Source organism: Vibrio sp. 10N.261.51.C6, assembly GCF_041471785.1.
In the GTDB taxonomy this organism is placed as follows: domain Bacteria; phylum Pseudomonadota; class Gammaproteobacteria; order Enterobacterales; family Vibrionaceae; genus Vibrio; species Vibrio crassostreae_C.
Map to the genome: position 1 here is coordinate 17,651 of NZ_JBFRPB010000062.1, position 16,453 is coordinate 34,103.

The window sequence follows — 16,453 nt, forward strand, 5'->3', positions numbered from 1 at the left end:
AAGGTATGCTGAAAAGATATCTGTCTATCACCAAACCGGGCATCATTTTCGGCAACCTGATTTCTGTTGCGGCGGGGTTCTTCCTCGCCGCAAAAACAGAACCAGCCAGCGCGATGTTGTTACTGACAACATTAGCGGGTGTGGGACTTGTGATTGCATCAGGTTGTGTTGTGAACAACATCTTTGATCGAGACATCGACCAAAAGATGAAGCGCACACGAAATCGAGAATTGGTTCAGGGCAACATCAATACAGACGTCGCGTTCGTTTATGCCTTGGTTTTACTACTCTCAGGCACAGCGCTTCTGTTCCAGTTCGCTAATCCGATCTCTGCGGTCATGGTGTTGCTTGGCTATGTGTTTTACGTCTTTTTCTACACCATGTGGTACAAGCGTACATCGGTTTATGGCACTTTAGTCGGCAGTATTTCGGGAGCCGTTCCGCCGTTAGTGGGTTACTTGGCGGTGACGAATTACATCAGCCTTGAAGCGGTATTGTTGTTTGTGATGTTCTGTTTATGGCAAATGCCACACTCGTACGCGATCGCGATGTTCCGCATTCAAGACTACCGCGATGCAGGTATACCTGTGTTACCGGTGAAAGAGGGCGTCGACAAAGCACATCAGCACATGAAAGCGTATGTAGTAGCGTTTGGCGCAGTCTCTTTAGCGCTGTTCCTACTCGGAGAAGCAGGTTATGAATACCTAGCGGTGTCGGCGGCGGTTTGCTTTATGTGGACCAAAGTGACATTTCGCAAAGTCGATTGCCTCAACTACATCCAGTGGTCAAAGACCGTCTTCAAGGTCTCTCTGCTGGTGGTCATGAGTATCAGTGGTGTACTGGGGCTGGAGTTGATTCCGTTGCCTTTTTCGTAAGGTTGGAACAAGATTAACCTATCAAGCAGTTCGCACCAATAATATAAATACCCCGACGAGCGGGGTATTTTTGTTTATCTTCTATCCAACTCTTACGCGTAACTTGTTTACCAAGCACCTAAGTATGACTTGTAAGATTGTAGGCGAACCGTTGCTGCACCGATTACATCGATGAAGCCCCAGAACGGATGTGGCTTCTCAGCTGAGATCCAAGCCGCGCCAGTTGAACCAATAGGGATGTTGTAACCTTCTGGTTCAATGATCTCAAGTACGATAGTACGACCTAAACCATTGCCGTTTCTTACCACGTGTTGACCGACGCTTTGTGGCCCCTGAAGTGGAGAAATACTCGACTCACCGGTACCGGCATTAAAGCTGTGTACTTTTGCTCGGAACACGTGGCCTGGGTATGCATCAACGAAGAACTCAGCGAAGTCTCCTACTTGAACATAGCCATAAGTTTGGTCTGAAATACGCATCTCAAGAAACTTTTTGCTGGTGTTGTAGAGGTGCATATTACCCATTACAGAACCTTCAGCAATGTTCACTATCGATACCTGACCGTCAAACTCAGCTTTAATGGTTTTCTTCTCTTGCGCCCAATTTACTTTTTGTAAATCGGCTTTTAACGACACCAGTTCAGCATGCAGCACTCGAAGATCAGAGTCGTACTTTTCTACGTCACGCATATTGAAGATTTCAGGTGACGTTTCAGCACGCTCTAAGTCGCGATTCATTTGCTTGATCTCTTCTTCTTTCTGAACAATTGAAGATTCGATCTTTGCTTTGTCTGCGGCTGAGTCAATGTCGACGAGTGTGTAAATTACGTCGCCTTCTTTAACCATTTGGTTGTGTTCAACAAGCACTTGGTCGATCTGCTGGCCAAAGATCGGTGACATTACCGCGTGTGGTGCTTTCACTGTGGTTGAGTTGGTTAGATCAACGGGTGCCCACAAGCGAGAGATTACCGCTAATACCGCAAGAATCGTTACGCCACCAATGGCAGCCCATGTGTAGTTCTTGAAGTTCTTCTTAAGTGCGCCTGTCGCAAACAGTGACCATACAATTAGGATGTATGGGATCATCATCTCTTTCATTATGCGACCTCTTTTTCTGTAGCGGATGGTGTTGTTGGAGTCTTTTCTTCTGAAGCCTGTTCTTTTGAAGATTGCTCTACTGAAGACGGCTCTGTTACCGGTTGTTCAGGTGATACGTGGACTGCGGCTGTCTCTGTATTGGTCGCGTCTTGTTTAGGCTGAACACCACGGCGAATCACATCACTCAGTGATTGACCAATATGTTTCCAGTTCGCCAATGCGATAACCAATGCGATAACCCAGAATGTTTTGCTGATGAAGAGTCCGCAAAGTGACAGTGCAAACACGATTTGAACGTGAGCGCTTTTGTGCTCTTTTGCTTTATGCACACCCAGTTCATGCAACTGCCACATGCCGTAAACACCGGCTAATACCACAGCAATGGTCACTGAGAACAAGTAACCAGAGAAGGACTCCATCTGGAAGAAGTTCATCATCATTTCATTGGGGTGATTGTTGAATTGAGACATGTCGATGTCTTTAGAATGGATTGTGCCTAATGGTGCAAGAGCCCATGCTCCAGCAAACATCACTGCCATAAACAGGCAGAATTTAATCAAGACCATCACAACGGCCCAGATTTTCTGGAAAACGATTTTAATAAAGTTCATATCTCAACCTAAATAAGGAGAGAGAAAGTGCAGCCTTGGTACAAGACTTTTAGAAGACATCTGAAAGAGGTGTTGAACTCACGTAACCGTATAGACCTACTGAGTCAAAAGTACTAGATGACAATTAAAAATCGCTTTGACCACGTAGACAACGCATTCTCGCGAATAGAGTGTTAAAAACACCTGGCGAAATCATTCTTAAGTAACGTCTACCATTGATAGGTTCGTTTGCTGCATTGGGTTTTAAGGCCGTCTTCCGTGATGTGTGCAACACCATCATCTACACATTTTTAGGTTTTCTGTTTAGGTTAAGAATTGATTTGTTGGCGAAATAATAGGAAGTGTAACTGGTGCTATCTACGCATTATTGCGATATTGAATTATCGTAATTACGATGAATTGAGTGGTTGCTTAAACGTGAGGTGGGTTTATTTGAACAGGCTCAAACTCGGCTTATAAAATATGTCTATTTAATTAGCCTGGATCATAGAAGTGGCTATAAAAGTATCAATAAGGCAGGACGGAAATATTGAATACTCCGACCAGTCTAGGGTGAGTTTGGGTGGATTAAGCGTTACTGGCACAGCGAAGAGATTTAGATTCCAATCTGGCGAATGTGGCAGCTATTCGAAAGAGTGAGTTGTTCTGACATTTTTGCTCTTTACCATATGATGCTTCCTTCTCAGTTTTGTTTTCTCAATGAGCATCCGTTGTTTCATTCTATCGCTTTTACGATAAGATAATTAAATCTATCGCCAAATGAGCACTGAATCATGAGTAATGACATTCCGAATTTTAACTTATTGGCTGTGTTTTCAGCGGTGATGGAGCAGGGCAGTTTGAGTAAGGCTGCCGATCATTTGAATACCAATCAATCGACGATCAGCACTGCGCTCGGCCGACTGAAAAATGAAATTGGCCAAGAGTTGTTTGTGCGCAGTGGGCGAGGGGTTGTGCCTACTGCTTACTCGCAAAGCTTGTATGAGCAAATCAAAGCGCCAATACACGAGCTCAACGGCGTGTTTCAAGGTATGGCTGGGTTTGATGAAGCGAGTACAGAGCGCAGGTTTGTGGCTTAGGTTCCCGAACATTTAAAGTGGATGTTGCTCGATCGATTTTCTCAGTTATCTAACCAAGGCTTATCTCTTGAGGTGTATGACCAACCAGATAGTGATGATCAAGTCCATGAGGATCTATTAACTCAGAAGTTTGATTTGATGATCGACATTGTGTTGCCTGAGCATTCAAGCATGATGAGCGAAAAGCTCTACGACAGTGAGTTTGTGATTGTTTGCCGAAATGGGCACCCTAGGATCAAAGGTGAGATCACCGAGGCGCAATATCTCAGTGAGCAACATGCGGTTTTAGCCAGAACACGTCGCCAAGTAAGAAGTTTGACTCACTACACTTCGTTAGACTTATCCTCGCGTAAAATTGTAATTCACGGCAGCTCTATGGCCAGTAACCTAATGCTGTGTAGCCAGACTGATTACATCACTGTTGTGCCGCTTTCTATGGCGAACCAGTATCAGGAATGTCTTGGGTTACAGTTGTTCAAACCGCCTTTCGATTATCAGCCTATCTCTCATTACCTCATTTGGTTGAAAAAACAGAACACCGATCCGGCACATAAGTGGTTGAGAGAGCAGATCATCAATACGACTAATGACATGTCTAAATCACTAAACAGTTGGCGCTCCGCTTTCTGATCGTCGCCCTATCTTTTGTTTGCCAAATATCTTCTTAACAAATCACTTGTATTAAGTGAGTTATAATAAAAAATTATCACAATGAGAATTTATGATAATTTCATTTATTTGCTGTCAGCTCGTATATTAACCCTAACAAAGAAGTGGGTAACCTCCACTCACGATTATATCGGCTCAGGTTGCTGGGCTAAAAAGGGCGAAATATGAAATTCCTACACACAATGATCCGAGTTACTGATTTAGACAAGTCTATCGAGTTCTACACCAAGGTATTGGGAATGAAGGAACTTGAACGCCACGAAAACAAAGAGTACCGCTACACATTGGTTTTTGTTGGCTATGAGCAAGGCGGCACGACTATCGAGCTAACGTACAACTGGGATACGAATGAGTACGAGATGGGCAGCGCGTTTGGTCATCTGGCATTGGGTGTAGAAGATATTTACGCAGCATGTGACAAAATCAAATCGCTAGGTGGCAACGTCACTCGCGAAGCGGGTCCAGTGAAAGGCGGCTCAACTCATATCGCTTTTATTACTGACCCAGACGGCTACCAAATCGAACTGATTCAACTAGGTTAATCGAGGATATAACAATGACAAACGCACTATTTCAACCAATTCAACTTGGTAATATCGAGCTTAAAAACCGTATTGTTATGCCACCGATGACGCGTTCTCGCGCAACGCAACCTGGTAATTCAGCAAACGATATGATGGCGGCTTACTACGCTCAGCGTGCTTCTGCAGGTTTGATTATTGCTGAAGGCACACAAATTTCACCTATGGGTCAAGGCTATGCTTGGACTCCGGGTATCTATTCTGATGAGCAGATCGCTGGTTGGAAAAAAGTGACTGATGCCGTACATGAAAAAGAGGGCGTTATCTTCGCTCAACTTTGGCATGTAGGCCGTGTAACACACCCAGACAACATTGGTGGTGAACAGCCAATCTCGTCTTCTGCACTTAAAGCACAAAACGTAAAGGTATTCATCGATAACGGTACTGATGAACCGGGCTTTGTTGATGTGGTTGAACCTCGTGAAATGACGAAACAAGACATCAAAGAGGTGGTTGAACAGTATCGCCAAGCGGCTTTGAATGCGGTTGAAGCAGGCTTTGATGGTATCGAACTTCACGCAGCGAATGGTTACTTAATCAACCAATTCATCGATTCTGAAGCAAACAACCGCACTGACGAATACGGTGGTTCAATTGAAAACCGTTTACGTTTCCTAGGCGAAGTGGTTGAAGCTATGGTTGAAGCGATTGGTGCTGACCGTGTTGGTGTCCGCCTTGCTCCGTTCACATCGTTGAATGGTACGGTTGACGCTACACCAGTAGAGACTTACACAGCGGCGGCAGCACTACTTAACCTATACAAAATTGTTTACCTACATATTGCAGAAGTTGATTGGGACGATGCACCTGAAACGCCAAAAGCATTTAAAGCAGCAGTTCGTGAAGCCTACGAGGGTGTCCTTATTTATGCGGGTAAATACGATAGCGAGCGTGGCGAAAAAGCCGTTGCTGAAGGCGTAACTGACATGGTTGGTTTTGGTCGTCCATTCGTTGCGAACCCAGATTTACCAGCTCGTATTCAAAATGGTTACCCACTTGCAGCGCACGATCCAAACACATTGTTCGGTGGTGCTGAAAAAGGTTTAACGGATTACCCAGAATACGCAGGCTAAAAACAGCTGCCTGAAGCAGAGTATTGAGATAGTATCTCGATCCTGTTGAATGTTTATAAAAAGCAACCTTGCAGAGTCGGGTTGCTTTTTTTGTTATTGGACTAAGTAAAATGATGAACGTGAAAGCGATGCGCGGAGAGCTTTACCTTCTATTTGCCACCCTGCTAGCTGGGGTTGGATGGATTGCATCTAAGCTGGTGGTATTGGAAATGCCGGGACCAGTGTTCATTGGTGTGCGTTTTTTAGTGGCGAGTCTTATTCTTCTGCCGTTTTGTATTCATCATATTCGTAAGCTTTCGTTTAAACAGATCTTGTCTCTTTGCGGCGTGGGTTTGTTGCTGTCTGCCTCACTGCAAGTCTGGGTGTATGCAGTGTCGGTGACCGAGACCTTGTCTGAAGGGGCATTCATCATGAGCTTAGCCATGATCATTGCCCCCTTTGTGTCTTGGATTTTGTTTCGAGTTAAACCTAATCGTGCGTTTTGGATGTCTTTCCCTATCGCGATTATCGGCATGCTGTTGCTGACTTTGGGTAACGGCTGGCATGTTGAGCAGAGTCAGATTTATTTCTTACTAGCATCGATGTTGTTGTCTGTTCACTTTGTGATGAACAAGCGTGTGATTACCAATATCAAGCCTATCGCATCAATCTGTGTGCAACTGTTTGTGGTGGGTGTGAGTGGTTTAGCCTTTGCTTCTATGACAGCTCAGCCGGAGTTCGAAATCACCAAAACCTTAGTCTTCTGGTTTATTGTCTCTGCGGTGATCGCAACGTCTATTCGTTACTTGCTACAAACGGTCGGTCAGCACTCCGTGAACATGGAAGTGGCGGCATTGATCATGATTCTTGAGCCTGTGTGGACGCTGCTGTTAAGTGTGAGTGTGCTTGGCGAAAGTGTAGAGATGCAGAAGCTGCTCGGTGGGGCGGTGATCATTGCTTCACTATTTTGCTATATCAAATGGTCGAGACGAAAATAAAACATTCGGCGCAAGGCCGAGTGTGGGTTGTTCTTCAAGTGCTTTTCTGAGCCTTATCAGGCGAGTGTTGAACAAGACTTGTCGAGTGCAGAGCAAGGGTTAAATTCTGCGAATAAGACGTGCAAAGGGTGTCACCGTACTTATCATTCTCGCTGGTAACTATTCTAACAACGAGCTTTAAATACAGGTGGTAAAGTCGAACCCTTACCACCATAGTCCTATCGCACAGCCTTCTTTTCTTTATGCCATCAATTCGAATGCACTAGGGGCGGGAAAGGACGTGAATGAATTAGTCGCGAATAGTGACTTTTGTAATCACAATATCTTCGCAAGGCACATCTTCGTGTCCCCAGCGAATGGTTGTTGGTGCTTTCGCAATTTTGTTTACCACATCCATACCTGCTGAAACCTTACCGAATACCGCGTAACCCCAGCCAGCATTGGTTGTTGAGGTGTGATCTAGGAAATCGTTGTCATCAAGGTTGATGAAGAACTGCGCCGTTGCAGAATGTGGTGCATCAGTCCGAGCCATTGCCACAGAACCAATCACATTCTTCAAACCACGGTTTGCTTCGTTGACGATTGGGGCGCGAGTTGGTTTTTCTGTCATGTCGATAGTGTGACCACCACCTTGAATCATGAAACCTTCAATAACACGGTGAAATGTCGTGCCTTCGTAGAAACCGTCTTGGCAGTATTTAAGGAAGTTTTTCGACGTTACTGGCGCTTTTTCAAGGTTCAGTTCAATCTCGATATCGCCAAAGTTGGTGGTGAAAGTAATCATAGGGCTACCTAAAGTTGAAGTTTTACTGAGTCGTAATGACGAAAGTGGGTTGCAGTATAGGGAAAATAACAGCGGATACCAGTGATGGTTTTATTGTGGTTGAATTCTCGTCAACCACCAAAATCACGCCTGATATTGTTTAAGGAACATCTCGACACTTGAAGTAATGAGCACTTGCTTGTGTGCAGCATCCGGTGACGGCACATGACCAATGATTTGCGGCCAAAACGCAAAAGACTTAAGCAGACCAATGAACTGCGTGGAGGCGAATTGTGGGTCTAGTTCTACTAAACGACCGTCTGCCAACGCGGCTTTAATCCAGGTTGTAAGTCCACTTTCTGATTGGGAATATTTTTCCATCGCTTGATGCGCCAGTTCTGCGTTATGGAAATACTCTGAGAACAACACGCGTGACAGGTCGATGAAGCCTTCAGACTCAAGTAACTCAAGCTCTTGATTGGCTATCGAGGAAAGCTGTTCTTCAAGTGGCAGTTCTGCTTGATATGGGAAATGCGTTGCGGCCAGAGTTTTGCTCCAAATGCTGTCTAGAATCTCATCTAAAAGCAGTTCTTTGCTGGCAAAGTGATTGTATACTGTGCGCTTTGATACTTCTGCGCGACTCGATATTTTATCCATGCTGGTGGCCTTGTAGCCATGCTCAGTAAACTCTGCGATAGCAGCGGCAACGATCGATTCACGTTTTCTTTGGCTCAGCGTTTTTTTTACAGTCATCGGGATACTACTCAATATGTCGCGGTTAGCATTACATACGCTAATTTTACACCAGTAAGTTTACTTTTAGAACACCAATCCGCGTATTGGTAATTCGGTCGAGAGCAACTGAATCGCTTTGCAATGCACGGTGGGTATCATAGAATCGAAAGTGTATTCGAATTTTATTGATATCAACGGAAGAGAATAAACAATCAATGAGTAGTATTTTAGAGTGTATTCGTACAGTTGGACGAGGAGAAAGAGGGCGTAAGCCTTTATCGTTCGAACAAGCCTACCGCATCATGGATGAGTATTTAAGCGGAGAAGTCGGTGACGACCAAATGGCTATGCTACTGATGTTGATTCGTGTGCAGAATGAAACCAATGAAGAGATCGCTGGCTTTGTAAAAGCGTTTCAATCTCGAGTGCCAGATTTAGGCGCTGATATTGATTGGCCGTGTTATGCAGGTAAGCGTAACGATAACGCCAGTGGCAAGCCTTGGAACTTGTTGGCGGCAAAAATCTTAGCTGACAATGGCTATAAAGTGTTAATGCATGGCTATATGGATAAGCCGAGCGGTAGGACGCACGTTGAAAGCCATTTGCAAGATGTCGGTGTGCAAAGTGCTGAGAGCCCTGAACATGCTAAGTCGATTCTTGAACAAGACGGCATTGCTTATTTACCGCTAGCTAACTTTGCGCCCGAAGCACAAACCATGATTGGTTGGAAACACCGCTACGGTTTGAGAACACCAATTAACACGGTAGTTCGAGCATTGAATCCTGGTGGTGGCCGTTTAGGTCTGCGTGGCAGTTTCCATCCTGGCTTTCCACAACTTCATGCGGAAGTTGAGCATGTTATCGGAAATAAATCCCACTCGGTGATTTCATTCAAAGGGATGAACGGTGAGTCGGAATATAATCCTAAAGTTAGCCAAACGGTATGGATGAGCTCTCCTGACAAAGTCGAATCGTTCTACTGGGAAGAGATGATGAACCTAGAGCTGCCACTTCCTAGTCAATGTGTACTTGGCACATCGGCTGAAGATATGGCGCTAATGGCGAATACCGTTGTCGACAGCATGACAGCCATTCTCTTTGCAGAAACGCACGATAAAACTGAGGCATACCAGAAAGCGGTGCGCCTGTGGCATGAGTATTGTGCGCGTTAAATGGAGTCTTGTAATCAATGAGAGAAGGTCAGCGAGCGCTGGCCTTTTTTATGCTTAATTTCTAGTAATGGCTTTTCGTACGTGCCCAAACAATAGAGCTACTTCACTCGCATCAAGCGATGCATTTTGTCTTCGAACTGAATCTCAATCACCTGTGAGATTTTCATCTTATCAACACGATCAAGCATTCTTGCTTGGTAATCACGTTTTTTCATCCACTCTAGCGGTTCTTTAAAGCCATCTTCATTAATCACAAACGACTGATCGGTAATAGAGTCTTCAAAGATATGAACCACCCAAATGCGTGATTGGAAATCCAATAACTCACTAAAGTAGCTTTTTAACTTAGATAAGGAATTCGTTAGATACGTTTTAGGTGGGGTTTGGGAAGACATAGTAAACCGTATTTGGACAATGAAAATCGGCAAGGGCGCCGTCTGATCATTATAGCCTTACCCGTTAGGCTTGTCAGGTCGAATTCGGCAGCCATTCACGGCTATTGCGCTTGCTAATGCTACTATGGCTGCCAGTTAGAGATTAACCAAATCAGTGTCGGATTCACTATTTAACGAATAGGCCGAAGTCGATCTCTTGTTCTCTTTGATATTTCACCAGCTTCACTTTTAGGTCGTGTTTTGCTGCTAAATCAATGGCTAAGCATGACATGCGTTTTATCTCATCAACGCAGCTTGATATCAGCGGTTTTTCTTGATTATCGATAGTGGCGATGAGTGTGTTTTCTGTGCCGTCGTTACCTGCGTAAATATACGCGTACATGTTGTTGTCGTGTTGCATAAACTTCCTAAAACGGGATTTCTAATTATTAGTGAGGTGAAGATTACAGGGTTTATTTACGCAGGCTAGCTCGGCTAAGTAAGGTTAAGCAAGGGAAAGTAAGGCTTTGTAAGGGCTCTTTTTTTTCTTTTTTCTGGCGTTCGAAAACGTGCTCAACCCTTTGTTTGTCTCACTTTTTTGTCTTGTTAGGTTTTGCCTATCAATAAAATTGTTGAAATCCATTTAGTAAAATCAAGATTTTAGACAACAATTAACTTAACAAGATAGAAAATATATGACGCAAAGTATTTAGGGAGAACGCAATGCATTCTATTAAAGTGAAAGATTACATGACGCAGCAGGTTGTGACATTTACTCCTGATATGCCGTTAAGTCTAGCGTTAGACAAAGTGATGCGTAGCCACCATATGGGTGGGCCCGTAATCGATGATAACGAACAAGTGATTGGCTTCCTTTCAGAGCAGGATTTACTCGAGAAACTTGTGAAGGTCAGTTACTTCTGCCAAGACACACACCTTGTGGGTGACTGTATGTACCAAGAAGTGCTGTCGGTGTCACCTGACTTATCCATTATTGAATTGGCGGACATGATGCAGGTTGGAAAACCTAAAGCATACCCTGTGATCGATAATCGAAAACTGGTGGGTATTATCACCAGAACTGATGTTTTGAGAGCAATTGGCAAGAACTTGGAAGAATGCTTCAAACATCAGGTATAGTAGCGTGTTAAGAACGATTATTTTTCTCAATACTCTCAATTGAAAAAAGGCGCACTAGCGCCTTTTTTCTGTATAGCGCTTTTCTTGGTCGATCCTTTCTTTTTGGATCCCTAGCCAGTTGAACAGTTGAACAGTTGAACAGCTGATTAGGCTTTAGCTCTTGGGTATTCCAACTTTTGGAGGTTTCATGTCAAATCAAACGGCAAAGTTTGTTGAAGGTTCAACGATGCGCCACATATTGGTGATGTCGGGGGCTGGCTCTGTCGGTTTGATGGCGTTATTTGTGGTCGATCTGCTCGACATGCTGTTTATCAGTATGCTCGGACAGGTTGAATTGGCTGCTGCGGTAGGCTTTGCAGGTACGCTGACTTTCTTTTCTACCTCCGTTTCTATCGGTACTTCCATTGCCATGGGCGCATTAGTGTCCAAAGCCATCGGCTCCAAGAATCAAGAGCACGCTCGAAACCTAAGCACCAGTATCATGCTGACTGCGTTTGTTATCAGTTCAACCATAACTGCAATCATGTTCGCTTATATTCCAGAGCTGCTAGCCGCGATAGGCGCCAAAGGCATTGCAGCCGAACGCGCTCAAGCTTACCTACAGATTTTGCTACCTAGTGGTCCATTTTTGGCGTTAGCGATGGCAGCGGGTGCGGGCTTAAGAGCGGCAGGTGATGCTAAGCGTTCGATGTGGGCAACTTTGTCTGGCGGCATTGTTAACGCGATTCTCGATCCTCTGTTTATTTTTGGTTTTGGTTGGAACATCGAAGGGGCGGCTATCGCTTCGGTTGTCGCTCGTTTCTCGGTGCTATTCTTTTCGCTTTATCCTCTTATTCGCAGCCATCAGCTGGTAGCTCCGCCTTCTTTTGTGCAATGGCGCATTAATATTCGACCAATATTGGCGATTGCGCTGCCTGCGATTATCACTAATACTGCAACGCCTATCGGTAATGCGATTGTGACAACGGGTATCGCACAATATGGTGAGGATTTTGTCGCGGGCTTTGCCGTGATAGGTCGTCTGACGCCAGTTTGTTTTGCGGTTATCTTTGCCTTGTCTGGCGCTGTGGGGCCAATCATTGGTCAGAACTTTGGTGCTGAACGCATGGACCGAGTAAAAGAAACACTCAATAACTCATTGCTGGTTACTACGGCATACACCATCGCTGTTTGTATTCTGTTGTACTTCGTTCAAGGTTATGTCATTCAAGGCTTTAGCTTACAAGGTGATGCAGCAATCATTGTGGCGGCTTTCTGTACCTATGTGGCGTTAACCTTCACCTTTAACGGTGCACTATTTGTTGCCAACACGTCTTTCAACAACCTAGGTAAACCGCTTTACTCGACAGCATTGAATTTGGGTAAAGCCACGTTAGGTACTCTGCCGTTCGTTTATCTAGGTTCGGAGTGGTATGGCGCTTTGGGTGTTCTCTATGGTCAAGCTTTGGGTAATGTTCTGTTCGGGATTTTAGGTATCTTGGTGCTTCGACATCATATCGCTGAACTGATGCAAGGCTCTCAAGTCGACCCAGTGGAAGATGATGTGTCGATTGTCAGCTTGAACACTCAGCCGTTTTGTTCACACGATGCGGTGCTTATTGATGATGTATCGGCGAACCGTGAGGAGTGTGCGGAGCTTAAATCTCAGTAAGTCATCGGCGCGGACATAATATTTTTGTTTTCTTGAAAACTTCTTCTTGACCTTGGAGTAGCCTCCAAGGTTTATACTTTTGATGAACTTAAGGTTCTGTTGCTCGTAAGTTAGCAACAACCTCAAGGCTTTTGAGTATTAAGGAGATACATTATGTGCGCAAAACATGCAGCGTGCCGCTCAGCAAAAGTGGACGTTCAACCTCAAGCGGCAGGAGCAAGTTGCTCTAGCCCTAAAATTTCAAGCATCACAGCAGCAGGTACTTCATCTGGTTGTTGTAGCTCTTCTGCTGCACCGTCATCGTCTGGAGACGATTGTTGTAGTTCGTCGGACAGTGGAGAAGAAGACAGTCAGTCCTCAACCTTATCTCTCGACGCCCAATTTTCGAAAAGTTGGCTGGTTGCCGGAATGGACTGCCCAGCTTGTGCAAGAAAAATAGAAAACGCGATCAGCAATATTGACGGTGTTATTCAAGCGAAGGTTCTCTTTGCTACCGAAAAGCTGGTTGTGAAATTCGATAATGAAAGCCTTGCCGACACCATTGAACAGGTCTCTATCAAAACGGGTTTCCCTCTTACGGAAGTCGGTTCAAAGAAAGAACAACAACCTGAGACTTTTTGGCAAGCTCATATCCAACCTAATTTACAGATTATCGCGATTGCAGCGGCAATGCTGTTTGCTGCGCTTCTGAAAAGTACCTCTCCTCAATTAAGCGAAGGCTTGTTTACGGTAACTTGTCTGCTTGGTTTATATCCGGTGGCGAAGAAAGCGGTTCAGCTGGCACGTTCAGGTACACCGTTTGCTATTGAAACCTTAATGAGTGTTGCCGCGCTGGGTGCTTTGTACCTTGGTGAAACTGCGGAAGCGGCGATGGTTCTATTGTTGTTCTTGATTGGTGAGCGCTTAGAAGCGTTTGCTTCATCAAGAGCAAGAAGTGGCGTTCAAGCGCTAATGGCATTGGTACCAGAAAACGCGACTAAGATCATCAACGGCGAGCGTGTAGAAGTAGCAGTCAGTGAACTGGTTCCCGGTGATGTGATTGAAGTGGCCGCGGGCTCTCGTTTACCTGCTGACGGACAATTGATTACAGACGCGGCAAGCTTTGATGAAAGTGCGTTAACCGGTGAATCTGTTCCTGTTGAACACATCGAAGGCAATAGCATCATGGCTGGCGCTGTGGTGGTCGATAAAGTGGTTCGTATCACCATCACCTCAAAACAGGGTGAGAACGCGATCGATCGTATTCTTCATCTGATTGAAGAAGCAGAGTCTCGTAAAGCACCACTAGAGCGATTCCTCGATAAGTTCAGCCGTTGGTACACACCGTTAATGATGGTAGTGGCTCTGTTGGTCATCATCACACCACCATTGTTGTTTGCGCAGCCATGGGAAACATGGGTTTACCGTGGCCTAGCGCTATTGTTGATTGCTTGTCCGTGTGCCTTGGTTATCTCGACTCCTGCAGCGATTACCTCTGGCTTAGCAGCAGCAGCGAAACGTGGCGCGCTCATTAAAGGCGGCGCAGCGCTAGAGCAGCTTGGTAAAATCCAAACCATCGCCTTCGATAAGACAGGCACACTGACCGAAGGTAAGCCTCAGGTTACGGATATTCAACCTCTATCGGGGTGGCAACAAGACGCGATGCTGCGTGTGGTTGGGGCGATTGAAGTTGGCTCTACTCACCCGTTGGCGCAGTCACTTGTCGCTAAAGTAAAAGACCTGAATATTGAGATTCCTGAATCACACAACAAGAAAGCGTTGATTGGTAGTGGTGTTGAAGGGGATGTTGATGGTGTTAAGTATCAGGTTCTGTCACCGTCTAAAGTCACGTTCGAACTTGGTGCCGATGTGGTTTCTCAGGTAGAAGCATTAGAAGGTGAGGGCAAGACGGTTGTGGTTGCTCTTGAGGTTAAAGATCAAGAAGAATCAACAGAGCAAGCTACGACAGTGATTGGTCTGATTGCTTGGCAAGATACGTTACGCAGTGACGCTAAGCTTGCGATTGAACGACTTAATGAATTAGGTATTCAATCTATCATGTTGACCGGCGATAATCCGCGCAGTGCAGCAGCGATCAGTAGCAAGATTGGTATGCAGTACAAGGCAAGCCTATTGCCAAGCGACAAGGTATCTTACGTTGAGGAGTTATCTCAACAGTCGCACGTGGCGATGGTCGGTGATGGCATTAATGATGCACCAGCAATGAAAACGGCGAATGTCGGCATCGCAATGGGTGGTGGTACGGATGTCGCTTTGGAAACGGCGGATTCAGCACTGACTCATAACCGTTTAACTGAGCTGCCAGCGATGATTGAACTGTCGCAAGCGACCATGAACAACATCCGTCAAAACGTAGCCCTTGCGCTTGGTTTGAAGGTCGTATTCTTGGTGACAAGCTTGTTAGGTATTACCGGTTTGTGGGTGGCAGTTTTAGCGGATAGTGGTGCAACTGCATTGGTGACATTGAACGCATTGCGTCTGCTTCGATTTAAATCTAAAGCGGACTAAATCGAGCTCACCGACATAGAGCATTCTTAATATAAAAGCGCCTTTAGCGGTAATACGTTAAAGGCGCTTTTTGTCTCATTAGTATGCAACATAGGCGTGCTGATTGCTTATTTTTGTGATGCCAATCGGTTTTTTGTGAAACTTGAATTATTGTTGCGATCATTCATGTGACATGTGTCACTTCATTTTGTAATGAGCTTGGTTAGAGTGTGTTCGTACCCCACGAATTTACTATGAGCTTAAATAAGGGTAAAAAGCCCAATAAGCCAAAAGGAGCGAACTATGTCTCAAGCTGTTTTCCACTTAGGTGTTACTGAAGCAGATCTTAACGGTGCTACTCTTGCGATCATCCCTGGTGATCCTGCTCGTGTGCAAAAAATTGCAGAAGAGATGGAGAACCCAGTATTCCTTGCTAGTCACCGTGAATACACGCTTTACCGCGCAGAGCTAGACGGCAAACCAGTTGTTGTATGTTCAACAGGTATTGGTGGTCCATCGACTTCTATCGCAGTTGAAGAGCTTGCTCAACTTGGTGTTCGCACTTTCCTACGTGTTGGTACGACTGGTGCTATCCAACCTCACGTAAACGTGGGTGACATGATTGTTTCTACAGGTTCTGTTCGTCTAGACGGCGCTAGCCTACACTTTGCTCCTATGGAGTTCCCAGCAGTGGCTGACTTTGAAGTTGCAACAGCAATGAAAGCGGCAGTTGATGAATCAGGTGCAACAGTTCACATGGGCGTAACGGCATCAAGCGATACGTTCTACCCAGGTCAAGAGCGTTACGACACCTTCTCTGGTCGCGTTGTTAAGCGCTTCCAAGGCTCTATGCAAGAATGGCAAGACATGGGCGTTCTAAACTTCGAGATGGAATCTGCAACACTGCTAACTATGTGTGCAAGTTCTGGTCTGAAAGCAGGTTGTGTTGCTGGTGTAATCATCAACCGTACTCAAAAAGAGACGCCTGATCACGACACTCTAAAAGTAACAGAAGCACGTTCAATCAAAGTGGTTGTAGAAGCCGCTCGTAAAATGCTTTAAGTCTTAAAGTGCTCTGAGTTTTAGAGAGCATTAAGTCTTCAAGTGACATTAAATTTTGAAAATGGCCGCATCGTATGATGCGGCCATTTTTTTGGTGCGCCGAGCAT

At 45.2% G+C, this 16,453-nt stretch carries 15 protein-coding genes and 2 pseudogenes; 11 read left to right on the plus strand and 6 right to left on the minus strand.

Annotated features, from left to right (window positions below; genetic code table 11):
• Positions 1–5 precede the first annotated feature (5 nt).
• Positions 6–875 carry a heme o synthase gene (cyoE, locus tag AB4375_RS16505; RefSeq protein ID WP_372052039.1) on the plus strand — a complete coding sequence of 290 codons (870 nt, stop codon included), beginning with the start codon at positions 6–8 and terminating at the stop codon, positions 873–875.
• Positions 876–982: 107 nt separating this feature from the next.
• Here the strand turns inward: cyoE and AB4375_RS16510 are convergent, their stop codons facing one another.
• Both AB4375_RS16510 and AB4375_RS16515 read right to left on the minus strand, forming a co-directional pair.
• Positions 983–1,972: an efflux RND transporter periplasmic adaptor subunit gene (locus tag AB4375_RS16510; RefSeq protein ID WP_372052041.1), complete on the minus strand. Its 990-nt coding sequence runs from the start codon at positions 1,970–1,972 to the stop codon at positions 983–985.
• Complete coding sequence (locus AB4375_RS16515) at positions 1,972–2,583, minus strand: hypothetical protein (protein WP_017065282.1); 612 nt, start codon at positions 2,581–2,583, stop codon at positions 1,972–1,974. Before AB4375_RS16515 ends, AB4375_RS16510 begins: the two co-directional genes overlap by 1 nt.
• Before the next feature lie 773 nt (positions 2,584–3,356).
• Here AB4375_RS16515 and AB4375_RS16520 point away from each other — a divergent pair.
• From AB4375_RS16520 to AB4375_RS16540, 5 genes and pseudogenes are all read left to right on the plus strand, one after another.
• Positions 3,357–4,292: pseudogene (locus tag AB4375_RS16520) on the plus strand (LysR family transcriptional regulator).
• Between the two features lie 203 nt (positions 4,293–4,495).
• On the plus strand, positions 4,496–4,873 hold the full coding sequence (gene gloA, locus AB4375_RS16525; RefSeq protein WP_017066787.1) for a lactoylglutathione lyase: 378 nt from the start codon (positions 4,496–4,498) through the stop codon (positions 4,871–4,873).
• 14 nt (positions 4,874–4,887) lie between these two features.
• On the plus strand, positions 4,888–5,985 hold the full coding sequence (locus AB4375_RS16530) for an alkene reductase (RefSeq protein WP_017065285.1): 1,098 nt from the start codon (positions 4,888–4,890) through the stop codon (positions 5,983–5,985).
• Between the two features lie 110 nt (positions 5,986–6,095).
• Positions 6,096–6,962: a DMT family transporter gene (locus AB4375_RS16535; protein WP_102394218.1), complete on the plus strand. Its 867-nt coding sequence runs from the start codon at positions 6,096–6,098 to the stop codon at positions 6,960–6,962.
• Positions 6,963–7,004: 42 nt separating this feature from the next.
• Positions 7,005–7,121 (plus strand): annotated as a pseudogene (locus tag AB4375_RS16540) (cytochrome c); the annotation flags it as partial.
• Positions 7,122–7,251: 130 nt separating this feature from the next.
• Here the strand turns inward: AB4375_RS16540 and AB4375_RS16545 are convergent.
• Entirely contained in the window at positions 7,252–7,746 is a 495-nt protein-coding gene (locus AB4375_RS16545) for a peptidylprolyl isomerase (RefSeq protein WP_017060208.1), read from the minus strand.
• Between the two features lie 123 nt (positions 7,747–7,869).
• Entirely contained in the window at positions 7,870–8,478 is a 609-nt protein-coding gene (locus tag AB4375_RS16550; RefSeq protein ID WP_372052043.1) for a TetR/AcrR family transcriptional regulator, read from the minus strand.
• A gap of 167 nt (positions 8,479–8,645) precedes the next feature.
• On the opposite strand from AB4375_RS16550, the gene AB4375_RS16555 reads away from it, so the two are divergent.
• Positions 8,646–9,632, plus strand: coding sequence for a glycosyl transferase family protein (locus AB4375_RS16555; RefSeq protein ID WP_081324522.1), 987 nt, complete (start codon positions 8,646–8,648; stop codon positions 9,630–9,632).
• A gap of 98 nt (positions 9,633–9,730) precedes the next feature.
• On the opposite strand, the gene AB4375_RS16560 is transcribed toward AB4375_RS16555, so the two are convergent.
• Positions 9,731–10,027, minus strand: coding sequence for a hypothetical protein (locus AB4375_RS16560; protein ID WP_029235295.1), 297 nt, complete (start codon positions 10,025–10,027; stop codon positions 9,731–9,733).
• 166 nt (positions 10,028–10,193) lie between these two features.
• Positions 10,194–10,427: a hypothetical protein gene (locus AB4375_RS16565; protein ID WP_017060212.1), complete on the minus strand. Its 234-nt coding sequence runs from the start codon at positions 10,425–10,427 to the stop codon at positions 10,194–10,196.
• Positions 10,428–10,729: 302 nt separating this feature from the next.
• Here AB4375_RS16565 and AB4375_RS16570 point away from each other — a divergent pair, with 302 nt between their 5' ends.
• The 4 genes from AB4375_RS16570 (at position 10,730) to udp (ending at position 16,346) form a co-directional block, all read left to right on the plus strand.
• The gene (locus AB4375_RS16570; protein ID WP_017060213.1) at positions 10,730–11,146 is read left to right on the plus strand and encodes a CBS domain-containing protein; all 417 of its coding nucleotides are present in this window, start codon (positions 10,730–10,732) and stop codon (positions 11,144–11,146) included.
• A gap of 187 nt (positions 11,147–11,333) precedes the next feature.
• Positions 11,334–12,797 (plus strand): MATE family efflux transporter, encoded by a 1,464-nt coding sequence (locus AB4375_RS16575; RefSeq protein WP_371724662.1) that lies wholly within the window; start codon positions 11,334–11,336, stop codon positions 12,795–12,797.
• 153 nt (positions 12,798–12,950) lie between these two features.
• Positions 12,951–15,305: a zinc/cadmium/mercury/lead-transporting ATPase gene (locus tag AB4375_RS16580; RefSeq protein ID WP_372052045.1), complete on the plus strand. Its 2,355-nt coding sequence runs from the start codon at positions 12,951–12,953 to the stop codon at positions 15,303–15,305.
• A gap of 282 nt (positions 15,306–15,587) precedes the next feature.
• Positions 15,588–16,346 (plus strand): uridine phosphorylase, encoded by a 759-nt coding sequence (gene udp / locus AB4375_RS16585; RefSeq protein WP_017065292.1) that lies wholly within the window; start codon positions 15,588–15,590, stop codon positions 16,344–16,346.
• Positions 16,347–16,453 lie beyond the last annotated feature (107 nt).